Origin of the sequence: Nocardiopsis sp. CA-288880 (genome assembly GCF_050955985.1) — a bacterium.
Taxonomy (GTDB): domain Bacteria; phylum Actinomycetota; class Actinomycetes; order Streptosporangiales; family Streptosporangiaceae; genus Nocardiopsis; species Nocardiopsis tropica.
Window position 1 is genome coordinate 110,259 of sequence record NZ_CP192105.1, and the last position, 20,210, is coordinate 130,468.

The following is a 20,210-nucleotide window of genomic DNA, read 5'->3' on the forward strand; positions in this document are numbered from 1 at the left end:
GCCGGTCCCGGGCAGGCGCGCCGGGGCCGTAGGTCGGACGGAACGGCGACCTTCGGCCTGCGCCGTTCCGGCGGGGCGCTGGTCTACTCGACGAAGATGGTCCGCAGTGCTGTCGCAGTGCTAAGGGGGAACTATGGCAGGCAAAGAGGTGCGCCCGGCCCGGGTCGTCGTGGGGATCGACGGATCGGACGGCTCCCGGGCGGCGTTGGAGTGGGCGGCGGCGGAGGCCGCCCGGCGGGACGCCCCGCTCCGCATCGTGCACGCCCTGGGGATGCCGCTGATCGTGTCGGCCCACGGGGGCGCCGCGCGGTTCGAGCCCACGCCGGAGATCCACGGCCAGGCCACCGGTGTGCTGGGCGAGGCGGAGGCACACGTCCGCGAGCTCCGGCCGACCGTGGTCACGGAGGCCGTGACCGCGATGGAGGAGGCGCCGCTGGCCGTCATCCGGCAGAGCCACCCCCACGACCTGATCGTGGTCGGCACCCGGGGGATGGGCACCTTCAAGTCGATGTTCGTGGGCTCGGTCAGCGTCCGGGTGGCCGCCCACGCGCCGTGTCCGGTCGCGGTGGTCCCCTCGCGCAAGGGCAAGCCCGCGACCACGTCGATGGACCGGATCGTGGTCGGTGTCGACGGCTCCGAGACCGCGCGCCGAGCCCTCGGCCTCGCCTACGACCTGGCGGCCGAGAGCGGCGCCGAACTGGTCGTGGTCCACAGCTGGGAGGTTCCCTACCCCTACGACCCGGTCGCGATGACCGCCGCCGGGTACCAGCCGCAGGAGGACCTGTTCGAGAGGCAGTCCGAGGAACTGGTGGCCGGCCTGCTCGCCGAGGTCGTCGACGAGAGGCGCGAGGACCTCGGCGTCGAGGTCAGCGTGGTGCGGACCCAGAACAGCCCGGTGAGCGCGATCCTGGAGGCCGCCGAGGGCGCGGACGCCGTCGTGGTGGGCTCGCGGGGCCGGGGCACCGTGCGCGGCCTGCTCCTGGGCTCGGTCAGCCAGGGCGTGCTGCACCGTTCCAGGATCCCGGTGGTCGTCCTCCCCAGGCACGCCGACGAGGACGAATAGGGCGGCGGGCCCCGGGGCCGGCGCCCGGGGCCCGCGGCGCCCCAGGTGCTCCGACGGGGACGGCCTCAGAGTGCCAGGTGGTGGGGGGAGCCGGGAGAGGAAGGGCTCCACCCCTCCTCCCTCGCCCGGCGGATCGCGGTCGCGACCACGGCCGGGGTGACGGGGACGACCGCGTCGGGACCCACCCCGTAGTGGCCCGGATGCGGATGCGGCGTCGCGACGACGAGCACCCGTCCGGGGGAGTCCGCGAGCTCCGCCGCGAAGGTCATGGGGCTCTCGCCCACGGCCTGCGCATAGGTCGGCCTGCGGCGCACGCGCCAGCGGTAGTCCGTGCCGTCCACGCTGATACGGCGTGAGCCCTTGCGTACCAATGCCATGAGTCCTCCGTGGGTCGGGGGCGGTCGGCCGGGTGCACCGTCCGTGAGGCAGCATGCTCGACCGGCCCGCGGCCTGTCCAAGGATTTGTCCGGCTGCGTCGTTGTCCGCGCGGAGTGAGGGCCTCCCCTTCAGGAGGCCGACCTCCCGTCGACCTGTCGACACGTCGACAGGGTCCCTTCCGGTCCGCTCCGCCCCGCGCCGGGCGCGGTGGCCGGACCCGGACACACGGAAGGCCGGTGGCCCCGGGGCGTGTGCGCCACGTCCGGGCCACCGGCCTTCACCGTCTCCCCGTTGGGCCTCTGACCTGGGGAATCCGCGGAGGGTATGGGATTTGAACCCATGAAGTCCCGTCAAGGACTTGGTGCTTTTCAAGAGCACTGCACTCGGCCGCTATGCGAACCCTCCCGGGAGAGTGACTCTCCGCCAGTCATGGTAGCCCACGGGGACGGGCGGCTTCGCGGGGATCTCCCGCTCCGGTCCCGGGGCGGTCGGCGGCGCGGGAGGGCGGGGTCCTGGGGGCTCCCGGCAGTGACTTCAGGGGCAGGGCGGACACGAACGCCGATACGGCGGAGGCGCCCCGGTCCGGGCTCGGTCGGCCTCCCCTTCCGCACGGTCCGGCGGGGGTCTCCACAGGTCCGCCCCGGCGACGGGCCGGGTCGCTTGTCGGCACCCCTGGGTAGGTTGACGCTGTACGACACCTACGAGGAGGCCGACCCGTGAAACTGCGAGTGGATCGCGACGCGTTCGCCGAGGCGGTCGCCTGGACCGCGAGGGCACTGCCCACCCGTCCCGCGGTGCCCGTGCTCGCGGGGATCCGGATGGAGGTCTCCGGGGACGGCTCGGCGCTGCACCTGTCCGGGTTCGACTACGAGGTCTCCACGCGCGCGTCCGTGGACGTCCTCTCCGAGGAGTCCGGAGCAGCCCTCGTCCCGGGCCGACTCCTGGCCGAGATCGTGCGCAACCTCCCCCCGGGCTCGGTGCACATCGACACCGACGGCGCCAAACTGCGGGTCGTCGGCGGCGCCGCCCGCTTCACCCTCATCACCATGCCGCTGGAGGACTACCCCTCCCTGCCCGGCATGCCCGGCCTGATCGGCTCCGTGTCCGCGGACGCCTTCACCACGGCCGTGCGCCAGGTGGTCCCGGCCGCGAGCCGGGACGACACGCTTCCCATGCTCACGGGCGCCTACCTCGACTTCACGGGCGACTCCCTCAGCGTGGTCGCGACCGACCGCTACCGCATCGCCGTGCGCGACCTGCGGTGGAACCCCTCCGACCAGGGCGTGGACACCGCAGCCCTGGTGCCGGCGCGCACCCTGTACGACACCGTGCGCGGACTGGTCAACCGCTCCGACGTGGACATCGCCCTGTCCTCGGGGACGCCGGGCGGGGGTGCGGGCCTGTCGCCGGGGGAGGGGATGATCGGCTTCGGGAACGGTGAGCGCCGCACCACCACCCGGCTGATCGACAGCGACTTCGTCAAGTACGCCTCGTGGTTCCCGCAGGAGTTCTCGGCCCGCGCCGAGGTGGCGGTCGGCCCTCTGGCGGAGGCGGTCAAGCGGGTGGCGCTGGTCGCGGACCGCAACACCCCGCTGAGGCTGGCGTTCACCGAGGGGGAGGTCCTCCTGGAGGCGGGTTCGGGGGACGACGCCCAGGCGGTGGAGGCGATCGAGGTTTCCTACGAGGGGGAGCCGCTGCGCATGGCCTTCCGGCCCGACTACCTGATGGACGGTCTGACGGCGGTGGAGACCGACACCGCGTACCTCAACTTCACCGAGCAGACGAAACCCGCCGTGTTCACCGACGTTCCCGCCGGAGAGGGGGAGAACCCGTCCTTCCGCTATCTGGTTCAACCGTTGCGGGTCTCCTGAACGGGGATCGAGGCCCTTTCCAACATCGGCCGCGCCTTATCCACAGAGTTATCCACAGGAAGGCGAACTTCCTGTGGATAACCCGGGGTAATCGTCTGCGGAGAACACCCGAACCACCCCTGGTGGACTCTCGCATTTCTGCCTTGACATGCGAAAACATCACGAGGGGCGGTTCTGTGCACAGCCTGTGGACAACGTGGGGCGGCGAGCCCTATTCGCCCTCTGCCAGGGTCGACGTCCCCCCGCGGCTCACCGGTGTGTCCAGCCCGAGTTCGGCCTGGCGTCCCCGTCTGTACCCCGCGCGGTAGCCCGCCGCGCTGTGCGTACGCTCCGGCCGGTGCTTGCGCAACTGGGGGAACTGCTTCTGGAACTCCTCACGCACGCGGTTCACGTCGTTGAGCAGGACCAGTTCCGCTCCGCGGGCCGCGTCGACGCTCTCCCCGGACCCGTCGGAGCCCCCCGGAGCGGCCATTTCCTGCAACCGCGCCCGGAAATCCCGAATGCGTTCCGCGACCGCACGCCCGTAGGCGCGCACGAACGACCGGTAGTAGCGCTTGCGTTCGGTCTCCAGCTCCGACCTGGTGTAGTTGCGCAGTTCGCGGATGTCCGCCACGTGCGACGAACTCATGAACTTGGCCGACGACTCCATCTGCATGGAGATCGACGGCATCAGCATCCGCAGCGCGTCCAGCGCGCTCACCGTCCCCACCAGGATGATGACGCGGTCGGTGTTCTCGGAGTTGTTGCCTCTGACCGCCGACTGGCAGCCGTAGGCGGCGGCGATGTCGGCCAGTGCCCGGACCCGGGCCTTTCCGTGGCCGCCCACCCCTGCGACGGTGTAGTCCATGCGGCTGATCGCGTCCGGTTCCTCGCCCCTCTCGGCGCGGGCCTCGGCCTCCGCGATCGCGTGGCGGGTCATCAGCTCGGCGGCCTTGGCGGTGAACGCCTGGCTCTCGGCGTCAGTCACCGAGGGGTCCTCCGCCATGCGGAGGAGCCCTCGGACCCGCTCGACCATTTTCTGACGAGCAGCTTCAGTCATCGGCGCCCGGTTGTCTCCCGTCGGTGAGTGTCCAGTTCCCGCCACCGGCGGGAAACACCGAGCCTAGGCGTTCTTGTTCCCGACCACCATCGCGATGAGCCCGACGGTGACCCAGATCGCCGCCGCGACGAGCAACCCGCCGAACAGGGCGCCGAACAGCCCGGCGATCGGGGCGGCCAGGATCGAGGTCGCGTAGCTGACGATCGCGTAGCCCGCACCGCCGACCGCGGCGGGCACGGCGGCGTAGCGGAAGGGGTAGGTGGCCGCGTAGCGCCTGCCCCGGCGGTCGGCCTTCTGGCGCATCACACCGCCGACGCCGCCGATCAGTGCGAAGAAGATCACCGCGGCGGTCAGCCCGGACGAGAGGGCGCCGGCACCCAGGTTCAGCAGGAAGAAGAGGGCACCACCGGCCGCGCCCCCCAGGACCGAGGTGGTCCAGGGCCAGATCATCGTCGCCGAGGCGACGGGAGTGAATGCGTTACCGCGCTCCAGCGTCATGTCCACTGCTCCAGTCGAATCGCGTGACGACCGCTCTTCGACGGGCCGTCCGCTCCAGCATGCTGTCTCTGGGCTCCACGCGCATCAGGGCCCGTCCCTGACTTACCCCCGAGTCCGCGCCCCGGCACATCGCCGGATCCGCGACAGCGAGGGCGCCGGGTGACGGGAGCCCTCGGAGGGGCAACGATCAACCGGTCGCGGAAGTGCCCGGACCACCGGGGCTCCCGTCGGAGGACGCCGACAGGTCCGCGGACAACCGTGGCCAGGCGGTGCGGAACGCGGGCAGCAGGGGCAGCGCCTCCAGGCGGTCCACCGGAACCCACCGGACCTCCTTGCTCTCGGTGTTGCCCGGCCGGAACGGCGTCATCTCCGCGACCCTGGCCAGGAAGGTGTCGTAGCGCCACACCTGGAGGTCCTGTTCGTGGACGCCCACGAGGGTGTACTCGCCCAGGTCGCCGGCGATCTCCTCCCGGAACTCCCGGACGGCGGCCTCCAGCGGCGTCTCGTCCCTGTTCCTTGCGCCTCCGGGGATGCCCCAGGTCCCGCCCATGTGCGTCCACCCGGCCCGGTGCTGGAGCAGCACGTGGCCGGTTCCGGCCACGTCGGTGGTGTACAGCAGCAGGCCGGCCGCGCCGTACACCCCCCACCGCCGGGAACCGTCGGGCAGACTGACCCAGCCGTTTCCGTCGCCCTCCAGCATCACGTCCTCCACATCGGCTTCCCTTCCGGACCACGGGTGACGTCCGTCCTCCCGTGCACAACGATCGGACACGGGCGATCATGCCCGTGCTCCTCCGAACCTATGGCCCGCCCGGAGGCCTCCGCAGCACTTCTCCGTTGTAGGGGGCGGATCCCGCGCGCCGCCGCCAGGACGGGCGGCTTGCGCGGCGGAGGGGAGCCGGGGGTTCCGGGGGCGCGGCCGCGGCGGACCGCGGGGCGCGGGCGCAAAGGACCGGCGCCGGACCCGGAGGAGACGAATGGAGGCGATGCCGTTATCGGGATACCGGGAGCATATACGGAAGCGGTATCGCCTTCCCCGTAGGGTTTTTTGCTTTTTCGTGCTTTTCGGCACGAGTGCGGGGACCCGGACGCGTCGCGGAAGTCGCGGGGTTTCCCGTGGGGAGGTGGGCCTCCCTCCGTCCCCGGGGCGAGGGTCTCCCATCTGCCATGACGTCACGGTGTGAGGGGTTCCGCCCTGCGCCGGCGGTCCGCAGCCGGCCAAGCGGTGGTGAGGATCCGGTGGGACGGGGTAAGAGTGAACGGCATGCGAACAACGGTCGACCCCGTACCGATTCCGGCGCTGAAAGAAGACTGAAAGCGCGGTGGAAGAGGATCTCTCTAGTGTGGAACTCGTTCGACGCGAAGGCCTCCATGAGAGGACGGCTCATGGTCGCCTACCAGCGCGACGTTCGTTGGACACATGCCACCCGTGGTGTGTTCTGAGGCGGGACTCGCCGCGGGTGGCCGGTCCGCCGGAGGGCGGTGAGTCCGTTTGATGCTTCACAGGCGACGTAGGGCCACATTGCGGCTCTACACGAGTGCGGTGAGAAGAGGAGTTCGCGTGCCGGAGATGTTGACCGTGGATGAGCGGTTCGAGGCGATCATCGCCGACGCGACTCCTGTGGCGAAGATGAATCCGCTGCGCGAGCCGGACCCCGAACAGAGGATCCCGGTCGAGCAGAAGCCTGTCGAGAGTGCTCCCGAGCAGGAAAAGCCCAGCCAGGACGAGTAGCGTCCGGCAGGGTGGTCCAGCGGTCACTCCGAGTACCTGGGTGGAGGGGGGTACTCGGAGCCGTTGGCATGTCCGCATCCCGTTTTTCCGCAATGTCGCTTGCTAGGGTTGCTGCTTGTGGAATTCGGCGTGCTTGGCCCCATCACCGTCTGGTCCGGCGGTCGACCGATACCGGTCGGCGGTCCGCGCCAGCGCTGTGTACTGGGCGCCCTGCTGGTCCACCTCGGGCGTGAGGTCACCGTCGACCAGCTGATCGGCTACCTGTGGAGCGACGACCCGCCGCGTACCGCGCGTTCGGTCATCCAGGTCCAGATCTCCCACCTCCGACGCATCCTCCCCGACAGCATCGCCACCACCTCGGGCGGTTACGCCCTGGACGTGGCCCCCGACACGGTCGACCTGCACCGGTTCCGGGGACTCCGGGACGCCGCGGCCAAGGCCGGGCCGCAGGAGAGGGCCGACCTGCTCGACCGGGCGCTCTCGTGCTGGCGCGGGGTGCCCTTCTCCGGGGTCGGTTCCGAGTACCTCGACTACTCCGTGGTCGCCCCCCTGCGCGAGGAGCGGTGGTCGGCCGTCGTCGGCTGGGCCACCTGCTCCCTGGAGCTCGGCCGCCACGCGGAGGTGGCCTCCCGCCTGACCCCCCTGGTCAGCGAGGAGCCGTTCCGCGAGCGCCTGCACCACCTGCTCATCACCGCCCTGTGGCGGGACAACGAGCGGGCCAGGGCGCTCGCCGTCTACGAGGAGTTCCGCTCCCGGCTCGCCGACGAACTGGGGGTCGACCCGGGTCCTGAGCTCACCGCCCTCCACGCCCGGATCCTCCAGGAGGACGCCGATCGGGAGGAGACGACGGCCGGAGCGCCAACGGAATCAGGGTTTCGTTACCTGGTCCGCAACGACCTCCCCCGCGACCTCCCCGACTTCACCGGGCGGCAGGGCCCCCTGCGCCAGCTCGAGGAGATGGCCGTCACCGGCGACGGGAGGGCCAAGGTCTGCGTCATCACCGGAGCCGGCGGCGAGGGGAAGACCACCACCGCCGTCCGTTTCGGTTACGAAGCCGCGAAACGTTATACCGACGGCCAACTGTTCCTCGACCTGTACGGCTACACCTCGAACAAGGAGCCCCTGGACCCCTCCTCGGCCCTCGGGGCCCTCCTGCGCGCGGTCGGCGTCGAGCCCGACGCGGTGCCCGAGTCGCTCGACGAGCGTTCGGCCCTCTGGCGGGCGACCCTCATGGGCCGCAAGGCGCTGCTCATCCTGGACAACGCGGCGAGCTACGCGCAGGTCAGCCCCCTGCTGCTGTCCTCGCCGGGGGCCCTCACGCTGATCACCACCCGCAACGAGCTCTCCGGTCTCAGCGGCGCCCGGTTCCTCTCCCTCGGCATGTTCGACGAGGAGTCGTCGCTGGAGCTCTTCGGCCGCATCCTGGGCGAGGAGCGCGTCCGGCGCGAGCCGGAGCAGGCCCGGGAGATCGTCCGCATCTGCGGAGGCCTCCCCCTGGCGCTCAGGGTCATCGCCGGCCGGATGCTCAGCCGGCCGAAGTGGTCCTTCCTGCACGTGGCCAGGAGGCTGGGCGAGCAGAACCGCAAGTTCCGTGAGCTCCAGGTCGAGGGCCAGAGCGTCGAGGCCGCCATCGACCTCTCCTACCAGAGCCTCAACCCCGGGCAGCGCCACGCCTTCCTCACCCTGGGCCTGATGATCGGGAGCACCATCGACCTGGCCGGGGCCTCCGCGCTTCTGGACATGACGGTGGAGGACGCCGACGACATCCTCCAGGAACTCGTCGGGATGTGCCTGCTCGACGAGCCGCAGGGCGACGTCTACCGGATGCACGACCTGATCAGGGAGTTCGCCCTGGACAGGGCGACCTCGGAGTTCGACGGGGCCACGGCGGATCGGTCCAGGGCCCGCCTGGCCGAGTACTACCTGGTGACGGCGCAGCACGCGGCCTCCCTCCTGGGGCCGCGCGTGCGGGACGCGGCCGAGGACGAGCGCCCCGGATACCGCACGGACCTCGGCGGACGGGAGGACGCGGAGGGCTGGTTCTCCCTCCACCAGGAGAACCTCGCCGACACCATCGAGTACTTCGCCTCCAAGGACAACGAGGACCGCGCCTGGAAGATGGCCGAGGCCGTGTGGCGCTTCTACGCCCTCCACGGTGAGATGGGCCTGCTGGTCAGCTCGCACGAGCGCGCTCTCCAGATCAACAGCAAGCAGGGCAACCAGCGCGGCCGTGCCGTGACCCTCATCGGCCTGGGGATCGCCCACTACATCTCCGGGCGCTTCGAGGAGGCCATGGCCTACCTCACCGAGGCGCACGGCCTGCTGGAGTCGGTGGGGGACCGGAGGGGCATCATCCGCGCCCTGGGAAACCTCGGCATGGTCTACGAGCGGATGGGCCGCTTCGCGGACTCGGCCGCGGCCATCCAGGGGGTCCTGGACTACGCCTCGGAGCTCGGCAACGACCGGATCGAGGCCCTCCAGTGGGGGAACCTGGCCGTACTGCGCCAGACGCTCGGGGACCACCGGGAGGCGATCCGCTGCGCCGAGCAGGCGATCCTCAAGTCGGTGGAGGAGGACCAGGCCGAGACGCGGGTGGTGGCCAAACGCGTGATCGGGGAGGCCAGGACCGGCCTGGGCGAACTGGAGCTCGCCTTCCGGGACCTCAACGAGGCGCTCGAACTCTCCCTGCGGCTGCGCCTGGTCGCCCATCAGATCTTCGTTCGCAACTCCCTCGGCCGGGCCTACCGGGCGGCGGAGTGCTGGGACGAGGCGATCGAGTCCCACACGGAGGCCCTGGCCCTCGCGGAGAAGTCCGGCGACCACAGCGGCGACGCCGAGATCCTCCACGACCTCGGCGTCACCTACGCGGTCGCGGGTCGGCCGGAGGAGGCGGCCGTCGAGCTGGAGAGGTCGCGGGCCGTCGCCGTCGACAGGAACGAGACGCACACGATCGCCTGCGCCGCCCTCGCCCTGGGCGGGCTGCCCGCCCCCGCGGTGCCCCCGGACCGGGCCCACGCGCTCCTGCGGGAGGCCGAGGAGATCTTCACGCGGCTGGGCCTGCCCGAGGCGGAGCAGGCGCGGGAGGCCCTCGCGGCCCTCTCCGAGACCCTCAGCTGACGATCCTCCGGAGCCCCCGCGCACGGCGCGGCCTCAGCCACCCGCCGCTGCGGCGCATGGACCACAGGGACAGGGTGACGGGCAGGAAGCGCACGGGCCGGGGCACCCGGGGGTACACCGCCCGGGCCACCCTCACGACCCGGTCGAAGCGGCGCTGCCGCGCGTCCGACCACGGGATGCGGAACTGCTCGCGCAGGTCCGGGGGGAGCAGCCCGCCGGTCAGCAGCAGCTGGGCCCTCATCAGCGGGCGCAGGGGCGCGGAGGCGGGGTGGAAGAGCTCCCGGGTGATGCTCCGTGCCTCCTCTCCCACGCGGAGAGCGCGCATGCCCGCCTCCCAGTAGGCGTCGAACTCCGCCGGGGTGGCGGGCCACTCCTCCTCCGGCAGGCCCAGCGCGGTGGCGAACGCCGACGCCTCGCGGAGGAAGGCGGCGTACTCCTCCGCGCCGAGTTCCCCGAAGACCATCGCGTTCAGCCGGGACGAGGAGTGGAACAGGGTGGCGGCCACCCACAGCAGCAGGTCGTGGTCGAGCGCCCGGTAACCGGGACCGGTCACCTTCTGGTGCATGGCGCGTACGATGGCGTGCAGGCGCCGCTTCTCCTCCTCGGTGCCGTAGATCGTGCCGTACACGAAGTAGAGCGTGCCGAGCAGGCGGGCGAACGGCCGGGACGCGAAGGAGCTGTGGTCGTGGACCCCTCGGGCGACGCTGGGGTGGGCGATCTGGAGCAGCACGGCGTAGCCCGCGCCGCCGAGCGCGCACGCCTCCCCGCCGACCCGGCGCAGGGGTGTCTCATCGGATGATCGGCCCATGCCTCGGATGGTACGACAACGGGCCGTGCCCCGTGCGGGACGCGCGTCCGGTCGCCCGGCGGTACGCCCCGGTCCGCGGCCGGGGCGGCAGGGCGGGCGCACGCTGTTCAGGGGCCGAGCGCGCGGAACACCTTGGGGCTGGTCAGGGCGTCGGTGTTGTCCGCGAACTGGTCGACCGCGCCCACCGGCGGCCGCCCCGCGAGCTCCGGGTCCGCCACCCGTGCCGACAGTGCGGCGGCGAACCGGGCGGCGTCGAGCACGGGCCAGGGGCGGTCGTGGAAGGGGCGGGGGCGGGTGTCCAGGCGCTCGGCCAGACCTGTCCGGTTCTGCCGCTCGCCGACCAGGGCGCAGGCGTCGGCGAGCGCTGCGGGGTCCGCGTCCAGCGCCCCGGCCAGGAGCGGGGCGAGCCCGTCCGTCGCGGGGAGCCGGGAGAAGGCGCTGCCCAGCCACTTCGGGTACGGCGGGTAGTTCCGGGCGAGCAGCAGGGCCAGCCGCATGAGGTCGCGGACCAGGCGCGCGGCCACCACCCGCGCGCCGAGCCCGTCGCCCACCTCGGCGCAGCGGCCGACGAACGCCTCCTCCTGGGCGATCCGCTGCCACTGGCAGGCCAGCACGTACCTCCACACGTCGTCCGGGTACCAGGCCAGGGCCTGCCGGGCCCGTGTGAGGTCGCCCGCCGAGTCGTGGAAGACGGCGCCGCCCACCGCCTCCGCCAACCGCTGCGCGGGGGTGGCGAGCCAGTCGCCGACGGACACCCCGGACCGGGGGTCGAAGCCCAGGTGGGCGCCGAACCAGGCGCCGGGGTCGACGACCTCCACCCGGTGGCGCCCGCCGGGGTGGTCGGCGTCCGGGCGCCATGTCTGCGGAGGGCCGTCGCCGGGGGCGAACCGGACGGGCCAGCCCCGCACCCGCTCGGGGAGGCGGTCCTCGAGCAGCTCCAGCACCCGGGACCCGGCGCCGGGGTCGGAGACGAAGAGCTGGAGGCGCGGCCCCCAGCCGTGGTCGGTGGAGCGCTCGGTGTCCAGTCCGAGGACCTCCGAGCCGGGACCCACCAGCGCGGCGGCGTACGGGAGGTCCGGGAGCTCGGCCCGCAGGAGCGGGGCGACCGCCTCCGTGTACAGGGCGCGGGACAGCTCGAGGCCGGGAAGGAAGTCTGGCGGCATGCCGGTGAGCCTAGACGGGCGCTGCCGTGAAGGCCACGGGGTTCGACCGGGACCGCCGCCCGCAGGCCGACGCGGCCCCGTGCCGGTGCGGGGCGAGAGGGGCTCGTGGGGCGGGGTAAGAAAATTATGTCTTCAAGGACAGGTCTGGTGCTGATCGTCCCACCTGGGGGCATTGGTATAGCAGTGACGCGGCAGACCGCGGCATCATTCTGTTAAGTGTCTTTCCAGTTCATGGCTCTTGTGTCGCGGAGACGGCGGCAGGACCAGTCCGCGACCGGGCCGAATGGGCGGTCCCGGCGGTACGGGTGGGACGCGGTACCCCCTCGCAACAGGAGTCTTGACGTCCGGTTACGGGGTGCTTACCGTCTTCCGCAACGGTTGGAGAGGACATTCCGGGGACGCCCGGAGTCTCCAGGACAGCCCTGTCCGACGTTCGCAGGGAATATCCGAGCCCTCGTGGACGCCCTCCGCCCCCCTGGACCGAGACGGTCCGGGTCACCCCCGCTACGAGACCCGACCGGGCCGCAGGGCCGGCAGGGGATCGTGACCCGAAGAGAAGGGCCCCCATGAAGACCCGCAACAGAATCCGCTCAGCCTCGGCCGTCGCCGCCGCCACCGCGATGATCTTCACCCTCATGCCCGCCGGCACCGCCAGCGCGCACGGTTACGTCTCCGCCCCCGCCAGCCGCCAGGCGCAGTGCGCCGCCGGCGTCGTCGAGTGCGGTGACATCCAGTGGGAGCCGCAGAGCGTCGAGGGCCCCAAGGGCCTCACCGACTGTGCGGGCGGCAACAGCAGGTTCGCCGAGCTCAGGGACGACAGCCTCGGCTGGAACGTCACCGAGGTCGGTACCAACCTGACCTTCACCTGGACCCTCACCGCCATGCACTCCACCGCCACGTGGGAGTACTTCGTCGGGGGCCAGCGCGTCGCCAGCTTCAACGACAACGGCGCCCGCCCGCCGTCGACCGTCCGCCACAACGTGGACCTGTCCGGCTACAACGGACGCCAGAAGGTCCTCGCCGTGTGGAACGTCGCCGACACCCCCATGGCCTTCTACTCCTGCGTCGACGTCAACATCCGCAGCTAGCCCGAGCGGCTGCACCGGGGCCCCGGGCCCGGCCCACGGCCGGACCGGGGCCCGCCCCGTGCCCGGGGCCGGGTGGTCCGGGGCGTGGACGTCCGTGTGGAACCCGCCCGGCACCGAGGGGGAACGGAAGCCGTCGATCCCGTGTGTTCCGTGGCCCCCTGTTCGACCCCCGACACGACGAAGGCCGGTCCCGTAGGACCGGCCTTCGTGCTGGTCGGGGTGGCGGGATTTGAACCCACGACCTCTTCGTCCCGAACGAAGCGCGCTGCCAAGCTGCGCTACACCCCGAAGCAACGAGCCCAAGTCTAGCGGACGTACGGAGTGCGCGCGAACGGGTTGCGGTCGGGACGGGGGAGGGGCCCGCCGTGGGTCAGGAGGGGGCCACGATGTCCAGCAGGGAGGCCTCCGGGCGGCAGCAGAACCGCACGGGGGCGTACGGGGAGGTGCCCAGGCCGCCGGACACGTGCAGCCACGCGTCCGCGTACTCGTGGAGGCCCCACGCCCGCCGCCGGTCGATCCCGCAGTTGGTGACGAGCGTCCCGTAGAACGGCAGGCACAGCTGGCCGCCGTGGGTGTGCCCGGCGAGGAGCAGCTGGTAGCCGTCGGCGGCGAACCGGTCGAGGTTGGACGGTTCGGGGGAGTGGAGCACGCCCAGGCGCAGGTGCGCCGTCGGGTCGGCCGCCCCGGCGATCTTCTCGTAGCGGTCGAGCTTGATGTGCGAGTCGTGCACGCCGGCGAGGGCGACGTCGAGTTCGCCCGCCTTCAGCGAGCCCTTGCGGTTGTTCAGGTCCAGCCAGCCGGACGCGGACATGGCCGCGCCGAGCTCGCGCCAGGGCAGGTCCGGCACGCGGCGCTTGTTGTAGTCGGTCTTGCTGGTCCGCCAGAGGTAGCGGGCCGGGTTCTTCAGCTGGGGGGAGAACAGGTCGTTGGACCCGTACACGAACGCCCCCGGCCGGTCCAGCAGCGGCCCCAGGGCGTCGATGAACGGCCCCACCGCGTCCGGGTGGGCCAGCGAGTCGCCCGTGTTGACGACCAGGTCCGGCTCGTAGGCGTCCAGCCCGCGGATCCAGTCGATGAGCATCCTGCGGCCCGGCGTCAGGTGCGCGTCGGACAGGTGCAGGATGCGCAGGCGCGGGCTCCCCGGGGGGAGCAGGGGCAGTTCGTAGCGGCGCAGCCGGAACCAGTTGCGCTCGATCACCGAGGCATAGGTCAAGCCGGCGACCCCCACCGCGCCAGTGATCGCCGCCGCGCGCCCCACGCGGCGCAGGAGTTGTCTGTTGTCGACGCCCATCCGGCCCTCCTTCGTTGTAGGACCGATCGTCGCAGACCCGGGGCGCCCCCGCGCGCAAACCGTTGGTGGCGCCGCCGGATACCGCCGTAGGATCGGTGCATGTCCGAACTCAAAGACCGCCTCAAGAACGACCTGACCACCGCCATGAAGGCGCGTGACAAGGTGCGCACCGGCACCCTCCGCATGGTCCTGGCGGCCATCTCGACCGAGGAGGCCGCGGGTTCCTCGCAGCGCTCCCTCGGCGACGACGAGATCATCAAGCTGCTGACCCGCGAGGCGAAGAAGCGCCGGGAGGCGGCCGAGGCGTTCGACACCGGCGGTCGGCCCGACCAGGCCGAGGCCGAGCGCGTCGAGAGCGCGGTCATCTCCGAGTACCTGCCCCGCCAGCTGACGGACGACGAGCTCGCCGCGCTGGTGGCGGACGCCGTCGCCGAGACCGGAGCGGACAACCCCCGTGCGATGGGCCAGGTGATGAAGATCGTCAACCCGAAGATCGCCGGCCGGGCCGAGGGCTCCCGCGTGGCGGCCGAGGTCAAGCGCCAGCTCGCAGGCTGACCGGCCCCCGCCGGGGGTGCGGCCCGCTCGACGCGGGCGGGCCCCCGCGGCCGGTCCCGCCCCGTGGACGCGCGAGGGGGCGGCGGTGTCTCCACCGCCGCCCCCTCGTTCCGTCACAGCCCCGGGTCAGTCCCCGTCCCTGCCGTGGGGCAGGTGCGCGGGCTGCACGGGGAGCCAGTCCTCGTCGGGGCCCGTGCCGCTGGCGGTACCGCCGCCGTTGCTCAGGAACACGTTGACCGTGGCCCCCTCCGGGAGCCGCGTGCCCGGGTCGGGGTTGACCGCGGCCACCGAGCCCTCGGGCTCGCCGGACCGGACCCGGGTCTGGGACACGTTGACCGAGTAGCCCGCGGCCTGGAGGGCGGCCACCGCGTCGTTCTCCGGCTGGCCGACCACGTTGGGCACCCCGCCGTCGTCGCTGGCGGGGCTGGCCTCGTCGTCCGGCTCGGGAGCCCGGGGCCCGGAGGTCGATCCGAACCTGCCGGGCGCCGAGGGCAGCTGCTCCACATCGACGCCCTCGTGGGCGCCTCGCATGGTCTCCTGCCAGATCGGCCCGGGGATCGTGGCGCCGTACACCACGCCGAAGTGCCTGTCGCCGATGGTGACGTTGCGCAGCGGGTGCTGCTGCGGGCCGCGCGGGTCGCCGACGAAGACGGCGCCGGCCATCTGCGGGGTGAACCCGGCGAACCAGGCCGCCGCCGAACCGTCGGTGGTACCGGTCTTGCCCGCCGTGGGACGGCCGATGCCGAGCGAGCTCGCCGTGCCGCCGTTGAAGGTCTGCGACAGCAGGTAGGCCACGCCGTCGGCGACGTCCTCGTCGATCGCCCGCGAGCACTCCGGCTCGATGTCGATCGTGGTGCCCGACTGGCGGTCCTCGATCTGGGAGATGGCCTGCGGCTCGCAGTACATCCCGCCGGAGGCGAAGGTCGCGTAGGCGTTGGACACCCGGAGCGGGGAGACCTCCTCGCTGCCCAGCGTGAAGCTGCTGTTGGCGAGCGAGTTCTCGTTCTCCGTGAACTTGGTGCCGTCGGCGCGCTGGAGTCCGAGCGTCTCGGCCATCTCCATCACGTCGCAGATCCCCACCTGCCTCTGGAGCTGGGCGAAGTAGGTGTTGGACGACGCCTTGGTCCCGGAGACCATGTTGTGCGTGGTGTTGGACCTGGTGTCGCCCGAGTTGCTCGGTGTCCACGTGGCCAGGGTGCCGCCGTTGCAGCTGCGCTGGCCGGAGACGGACACGCTGGTGGGCGAGTTGAACGAGGTGCTGAAGGGGAGCCCCTCGTCCAGTGCCGCGGCGAGGGTGATCGCCTTGAAGGTCGACCCGGCCTGGAAGCCGCTGCTGCCGCCCCGGTCCGCGTCGGTCGCGAAGTTGATGGACGTCTCGCCGAGCTTGCTCTCGTCCGGCCCGTAGTTGCGGCTCTGGACCATGCCGAGGATGTGTCCGGTGCCGGGCTCGATGACCACCTCGGCGGCCACCTTGCGCGACTCGTTCTCGCGGGGGACCCACTTGTCGACGGCGGCCTGACCGGCCTCCTGGGTCTGCGGGTCCAGGGTGGTGTGGATCTCCAGGCCCGCGGTGCGCAGCCAGCGCGCCCGCTCGGTCTCGTTGGGGCCGAAGCGCTCGTCCTGCTCGATCTCCTGGACGACGTAGTCGCAGAAGAAGGGCTGGTCGCTGGGCACGCACCCGTTGGGCGGGGTGTCCAGGTCCAGGTCCATGTCCTCGGCCTTGGCCTCCTCGGCCTCGGCCTCGGTGACGGCGCCGGTCGCCACCATGCGGTCCAGGACCACGTTGCGGCGCTCGATGGTCTGGTCGGGGAAGAACCGGGGGTTGTACAGGTAGGGGTAGCGGACCAGGCCGGCGATGGTCGCCGCCTGGTGCAGCTCCAGGTCGCTGGCGGGCACCTGGAAGAAGTGCTGGGCGGCGGACTCGACACCGTACGCGCCGTCGCTGAAGTAGGCGATGTTCAGGTAGCCCTCGAGGATCTCGTCCTTGGACATCCTCTGCTCCAGGGCCACGGCGTAGCGCAGCTCCCGGATCTTGCGGGCGATGGACTCCTCACGCGCGTGGTCGAGCTCCTCCTGGGAGGTGGCCGCCTCGATCTGCACGTTCTTGACGTACTGCTGTGTGATGGAGGACGCGCCCTCGGTGTTGCCGCCCATGGTGCGCACCGCCGCGCGCAGGGTGCCGGACACGTCGAGGCCGCCGTGCTCGTAGAAGCGGGCGTCCTCGATGGCGAGGATGGCGTCGACCATGAGCGGTGAGACGTCGTCGAGTTCGACGAGCTCCCGGTTCTGGTCGAAGATCTCCGCGATGACGCCGCCCTCGCTGTCGTAGATCGTGGACCGCTGAGGGGGCGGCGGAGTCTCGAGGTTGCTGGGCATGTCCAGGAAGCCGCTGGCGACGTTGCGCGCGGTGATGCCCAGACCACCGACGGCAGGAAGGGCGAGCGCGGCGACGAGGAGGCCCGCGATGACGCCTACGACGACCAGTTGGCTGATTCTTTGAAGCAATGTCCCCTGACCCACCCCATCAGACTAAGTGACCACGGACGCGCACAGTGGTGCGATCTGAACCGGTTTGTGCGCGAGCGCGCTGAGATGCCCGCACTGTCGCGCGAGCGGTGCCCCCATGCCATCTTTTCACGGTTATCGCTGACCACTCGTTGCGCGGTTCGACGCAGCAGGGGATGCCGCCCATCCGACGCGGAGCGCTACCGCGTCCTTACGCAATGGCCCGAGCGGGCCATCTTCAGTGGGATGGGAAGTGGGTCGAGTGGGTTCTGTTGGTGCGGCGTCCGAATCCGTAATTTCTAGACGGCAGGGGTGGGCGTGGAACCACCGCACCCCACGCGGCAGCGGGAGCGTACCGTGTTCTTCCCACCCAACCAGAGCACGCGAGTGTCTGGAACCCCGGGAACCCCGCTGACGCACGATTCGGGTGCGCACACAGGGGAGTAGGGCACATGTGGACCAACCAGTGGACGACGATGGCACGCTGCCGAGAGGTCGACCCGGACGCTCTGTTCGTCCAGGGGGCGGCGCAGCACCGGGCCAAGCTCATCTGTCAGGAGTGCCCGGTGCGCACCGAGTGCCTGGCCGACGCCCTCGACAACCGGGTGGAGTTCGGTGTCTGGGGCGGGATGACCGAACGCGAGCGGCGGGCCCTGCTGCGCAAGCACCCCGGCGTCCCCGACTGGGGGCCGCTCCTGGAGGAGGCCCGCCGTGAGGGCGGGGGAGACCTCTCCCACTACGCGGACACCCTCGGCGCGGGCGTCGGTGGGCCCTCCGCCTGAACCCCGGCGCTAGCGTCCTCCGGCCGCGGCGGCGAGGGCGCCGCCGATCCGGCGCAGCCCCTCCAGATCGTGCACGTCCTCCGGCAGGGCGGCCACCTCGGCCACGCGCAGGTCCGGGTGGGAGGACAGCAGGGCGTCGCGCAGCACGACCTCTCGCCCGCGCACACGGACCCGTTCCGCGTGCAGCCGCAGTGCTGCGGACGCCAGAGGGTGGACGCCCCCGCCCTCCAGCGAGGCGGCGGCGGACTCGGCGTCCGCCGCGCCCAGCGACGAGCCCGCGCCCTCCGGCAGGGGGTGGGTGCGGTTGACGACGACCCCGGCCAGCGGCATGGCGTCGCCGGCCAGCCGGTCCACGAAGTAGGAGGCCTCGCGCATCGCGTCCGTGTCGGGGACGGCGACCACCACGAACGCCGTCCCCGGTGTCCGGAGCAGGCGGTAGGTGCGCTCCGCCCGTTTCTGGAACCCGCCGAACACCGTGTCGAAGGCGGACACGAACGACCGCAGGTCGTCGAGGAACTGCTTCCCCACGATCCTGCCGATCGTCGAGGTCACCAGGTTGAACCCGGCCCCCAGCAGCCGGAAGGCGCCGGTGCTCGCCGGGGCGCTCAGGAACCTGATGAGCCTGCCGTCCAGGAACCGGCCCAGCCGCTCGGGCGCGTCGAGGAAGTCCAGCGCGGACCTGCTGGGCGGGGTGTCCACCACGATCAGGTCCCAGTCCCCCGACTGCCGCAGCTGTCCCAGCTTCTCCATGGCCATGTACTCCTGTGTGCCGGAGAAGCTGGTGGAGAGGGTCTGGTAGAAGGGGTTGGCGAGGATCTGCCGGGCCCGCTCCGGGTCCGCGTGCTCCTCCACGACCTCGTCGAAGGTCCGCTTCATGTCGAGCATCATCGCGTGCATGCTTCCCCGGGCGCCCTCGGGCAGGGGGACGGGGCGCGGGGTGTTGTCCAGCGCCTCCAGTCCCATGGACTGGGCCAGGCGCCGCGCCGGGTCCACGGTGATCACGACGGGGTGGCGCCCGCGCTCCGCGGCGCGCAGTCCCAGTGCGGCGGCGGTGGTGGTCTTGCCGACCCCGCCGGCCCCGCAGCACACGATGATCCGCGTCCCAGGGTCGTCCAGGAGCGCGTCGGTGTCGAGTGCCTTCGCGCCGGTCCCCCCGCGGTTCGCGCGGCCGTCGTCCTCCGGTCCCGGTTTCACCGGCGCACCCCCTGCTCGGCCAGCCGTCGTGTGAGCTCGTCCAGGGCGGCCCGGTCCACGCCCCCCGCGAGGAGGGGGAGCTCGAGGAGGGGGCGGCCCAGCTCCTCCAGGTCCGACCGCACGCGGCGCTCCAGCCGGACCCGTAGGGCGTGCCCGCGCACCTCGCCGGCCAGGGAGGCGGCGAGCTCCCGCGGGTTCTCCACACGCGCCTCCCCGAACCCGGCGGCGAGTGCGTCGAGGTCCGGGCCGCCGCTCGCGGCGGCCTCCAGGGACGCGTCGTCGAGGAGCGGGGGGCGCGCCATGTTCACCAGCACCATCCCCGCCGCGAGCCCCAGCTCGGAGATCTCCGCGATCCCGTCCCGGGTCTCCTGGGCGGGCATCTCCTCCAGGAGCGTCACGAAGTGCACCAGGGTCCGGTCGGAGCGGATGACCTCCATGACCTTGTCGGCGTGGTTGCGGATCGGTCCCACCCGGGCCAGCCCCGCCACCTCGGAGTTCACGTTGAGGAACTGGGAGATCCGCCCCGTCGGCGGGGCGTCCATCACCACGGCGTCGTAGTGGAAGGGCGCGGCCGGATCGGCGGCGGAGGGCCTGCGGCGCGCGCCCCGGCGGCGCCGCACCGCCTCGGTCGCCTTGCCGGTGAGCAGGACGTCGCGCAGCCCGGGGGCGATGGTGGTGGCGAAGTCCACGGCCCCGAGCCTGTTCAGCGCCTGGCCGGCCCGGCGCATGCCGTAGAACATCTCCAGGTACTCCAGGAGCGCCGCCTCGGCGTCGGCCGCCAGGACGGACACGCTCCCGCCGCCGGGGACGGAGAGCATCTCGCGCTCCTCGTAGGGGAGCGGCGGGCTGCCGAGGAGGGTCGCGACGCCCTGGCGCCCCTCCACCTCGACCAGGAGCACGCGGCCGCCGTCCGCGGCCAGCGCCTGGGCCAGCGCCGCGGCGATCGTGGTCTTGCCGGTCCCGCCCTTCCCGGTGACGATGTGCAGTCGCGCTCCCGCGCACGCATCCCCCGGATGCTGTGGTCCGTGCTCACGATCACTCACCCCAGGGAGTCTATGTGGGCCTCCGGGGACGGGTGGGGAGAGGCGTCTGTGTGGGCGGGGAGGAGCGCGGGTGAGTAGTGTGG

The 20,210-nt window shown here is 71.9% G+C and carries 17 protein-coding genes and 2 tRNA genes; 7 read left to right on the top strand and 12 right to left on the bottom strand.

From position 1 onward, the window contains the following. The first annotated feature begins 133 nt into the window (after positions 1-133). The gene (locus tag ACQPYD_RS00525; protein WP_433699299.1) at positions 134-1,063 is read left to right on the top strand and encodes a universal stress protein; all 930 of its coding nucleotides are present in this window, start codon (positions 134-136) and stop codon (positions 1,061-1,063) included. Positions 1,064-1,128: 65 nt separating this feature from the next. On the opposite strand, the gene ACQPYD_RS00530 is transcribed toward ACQPYD_RS00525, so the two are convergent. Together ACQPYD_RS00530 and ACQPYD_RS00535 are read right to left on the bottom strand one after the other, a co-directional pair. After that, entirely contained in the window at positions 1,129-1,440 is a 312-nt protein-coding gene (locus ACQPYD_RS00530; RefSeq protein WP_433699300.1) for a hypothetical protein, read from the bottom strand. 317 nt (positions 1,441-1,757) lie between these two features. Next, positions 1,758-1,846, bottom strand: a tRNA-Ser gene (locus tag ACQPYD_RS00535). Positions 1,847-2,169: 323 nt separating this feature from the next. On the opposite strand from ACQPYD_RS00535, the gene dnaN reads away from it, so the two are divergent. Further along, positions 2,170-3,312, top strand: a complete 1,143-nt coding sequence (gene dnaN, locus ACQPYD_RS00540) for a DNA polymerase III subunit beta (protein WP_433701906.1) — start codon at positions 2,170-2,172, stop codon at positions 3,310-3,312. A gap of 211 nt (positions 3,313-3,523) precedes the next feature. Here dnaN and ACQPYD_RS00545 read toward each other — a convergent pair whose 3' ends face one another. From ACQPYD_RS00545 to ACQPYD_RS00555, 3 genes are all read right to left on the bottom strand, one after another. Then, positions 3,524-4,327 (bottom strand): DUF2786 domain-containing protein, encoded by an 804-nt coding sequence (locus tag ACQPYD_RS00545; protein ID WP_433701907.1) that lies wholly within the window; start codon positions 4,325-4,327, stop codon positions 3,524-3,526. An 87-nt stretch (positions 4,328-4,414) separates the two neighbouring features. Continuing rightward, positions 4,415-4,849, bottom strand: coding sequence for a hypothetical protein (locus ACQPYD_RS00550; RefSeq protein WP_267950203.1), 435 nt, complete (start codon positions 4,847-4,849; stop codon positions 4,415-4,417). Positions 4,850-5,036: 187 nt separating this feature from the next. Further along, entirely contained in the window at positions 5,037-5,549 is a 513-nt protein-coding gene (locus ACQPYD_RS00555) for an NUDIX hydrolase (RefSeq protein ID WP_433701908.1), read from the bottom strand. Positions 5,550-6,410: 861 nt separating this feature from the next. On the opposite strand from ACQPYD_RS00555, the gene ACQPYD_RS00560 reads away from it, so the two are divergent. Beyond that, positions 6,411-6,581: a hypothetical protein gene (locus ACQPYD_RS00560; protein WP_433702205.1), complete on the top strand. Its 171-nt coding sequence runs from the start codon at positions 6,411-6,413 to the stop codon at positions 6,579-6,581. 129 nt (positions 6,582-6,710) lie between these two features. Next, complete coding sequence (locus ACQPYD_RS00565; protein ID WP_433699301.1) at positions 6,711-9,698, top strand: BTAD domain-containing putative transcriptional regulator; 2,988 nt, start codon at positions 6,711-6,713, stop codon at positions 9,696-9,698. On the opposite strand, the gene ACQPYD_RS00570 is transcribed toward ACQPYD_RS00565, so the two are convergent. Beyond that, positions 9,691-10,506 (bottom strand): oxygenase MpaB family protein, encoded by an 816-nt coding sequence (locus ACQPYD_RS00570; RefSeq protein WP_433699302.1) that lies wholly within the window; start codon positions 10,504-10,506, stop codon positions 9,691-9,693. The two genes, ACQPYD_RS00565 and ACQPYD_RS00570, sit on opposite strands and share 8 nt — an antisense overlap. Positions 10,507-10,613: 107 nt before the next feature. Beyond that, positions 10,614-11,669 (bottom strand): DUF4037 domain-containing protein, encoded by a 1,056-nt coding sequence (locus ACQPYD_RS00575; protein ID WP_433699303.1) that lies wholly within the window; start codon positions 11,667-11,669, stop codon positions 10,614-10,616. Between the two features lie 566 nt (positions 11,670-12,235). On the opposite strand from ACQPYD_RS00575, the gene ACQPYD_RS00580 reads away from it, so the two are divergent. Further along, positions 12,236-12,757: a lytic polysaccharide monooxygenase auxiliary activity family 9 protein gene (locus ACQPYD_RS00580; RefSeq protein WP_267947450.1), complete on the top strand. Its 522-nt coding sequence runs from the start codon at positions 12,236-12,238 to the stop codon at positions 12,755-12,757. Positions 12,758-12,968: 211 nt separating this feature from the next. On the opposite strand, the gene ACQPYD_RS00585 is transcribed toward ACQPYD_RS00580, so the two are convergent. Beyond that, a tRNA-Pro gene (locus ACQPYD_RS00585) sits at positions 12,969-13,045 on the bottom strand. 82 nt (positions 13,046-13,127) lie between these two features. Further along, positions 13,128-14,048 (bottom strand): metallophosphoesterase, encoded by a 921-nt coding sequence (locus ACQPYD_RS00590; protein ID WP_433699304.1) that lies wholly within the window; start codon positions 14,046-14,048, stop codon positions 13,128-13,130. A 99-nt stretch (positions 14,049-14,147) separates the two neighbouring features. Here ACQPYD_RS00590 and ACQPYD_RS00595 point away from each other — a divergent pair, with 99 nt between their 5' ends. Next, complete coding sequence (locus ACQPYD_RS00595) at positions 14,148-14,603, top strand: GatB/YqeY domain-containing protein (protein ID WP_433699305.1); 456 nt, start codon at positions 14,148-14,150, stop codon at positions 14,601-14,603. 126 nt (positions 14,604-14,729) lie between these two features. Here ACQPYD_RS00595 and ACQPYD_RS00600 read toward each other — a convergent pair whose 3' ends face one another. Next, on the bottom strand, positions 14,730-17,108 hold the full coding sequence (locus ACQPYD_RS00600) for a penicillin-binding protein (protein ID WP_433701909.1): 2,379 nt from the start codon (positions 17,106-17,108) through the stop codon (positions 14,730-14,732). A 452-nt stretch (positions 17,109-17,560) separates the two neighbouring features. Between ACQPYD_RS00600 and ACQPYD_RS00605 the strand changes: the two genes are divergently transcribed. Continuing rightward, positions 17,561-17,890, top strand: a complete 330-nt coding sequence (locus tag ACQPYD_RS00605) for a WhiB family transcriptional regulator (protein WP_433699306.1) — start codon at positions 17,561-17,563, stop codon at positions 17,888-17,890. 9 nt (positions 17,891-17,899) lie between these two features. On the opposite strand, the gene ACQPYD_RS00610 is transcribed toward ACQPYD_RS00605, so the two are convergent. Continuing rightward, a complete protein-coding gene (locus tag ACQPYD_RS00610; RefSeq protein WP_433699307.1) occupies positions 17,900-19,084 on the bottom strand; it encodes an ArsA family ATPase in 1,185 nt (394 codons plus the stop codon). Beyond that, positions 19,081-20,127 carry an ArsA-related P-loop ATPase gene (locus tag ACQPYD_RS00615; protein WP_433699308.1) on the bottom strand — a complete coding sequence of 349 codons (1,047 nt, stop codon included), beginning with the start codon at positions 20,125-20,127 and terminating at the stop codon, positions 19,081-19,083. Before ACQPYD_RS00615 ends, ACQPYD_RS00610 begins: the two co-directional genes overlap by 4 nt. Positions 20,128-20,210 lie beyond the last annotated feature (83 nt).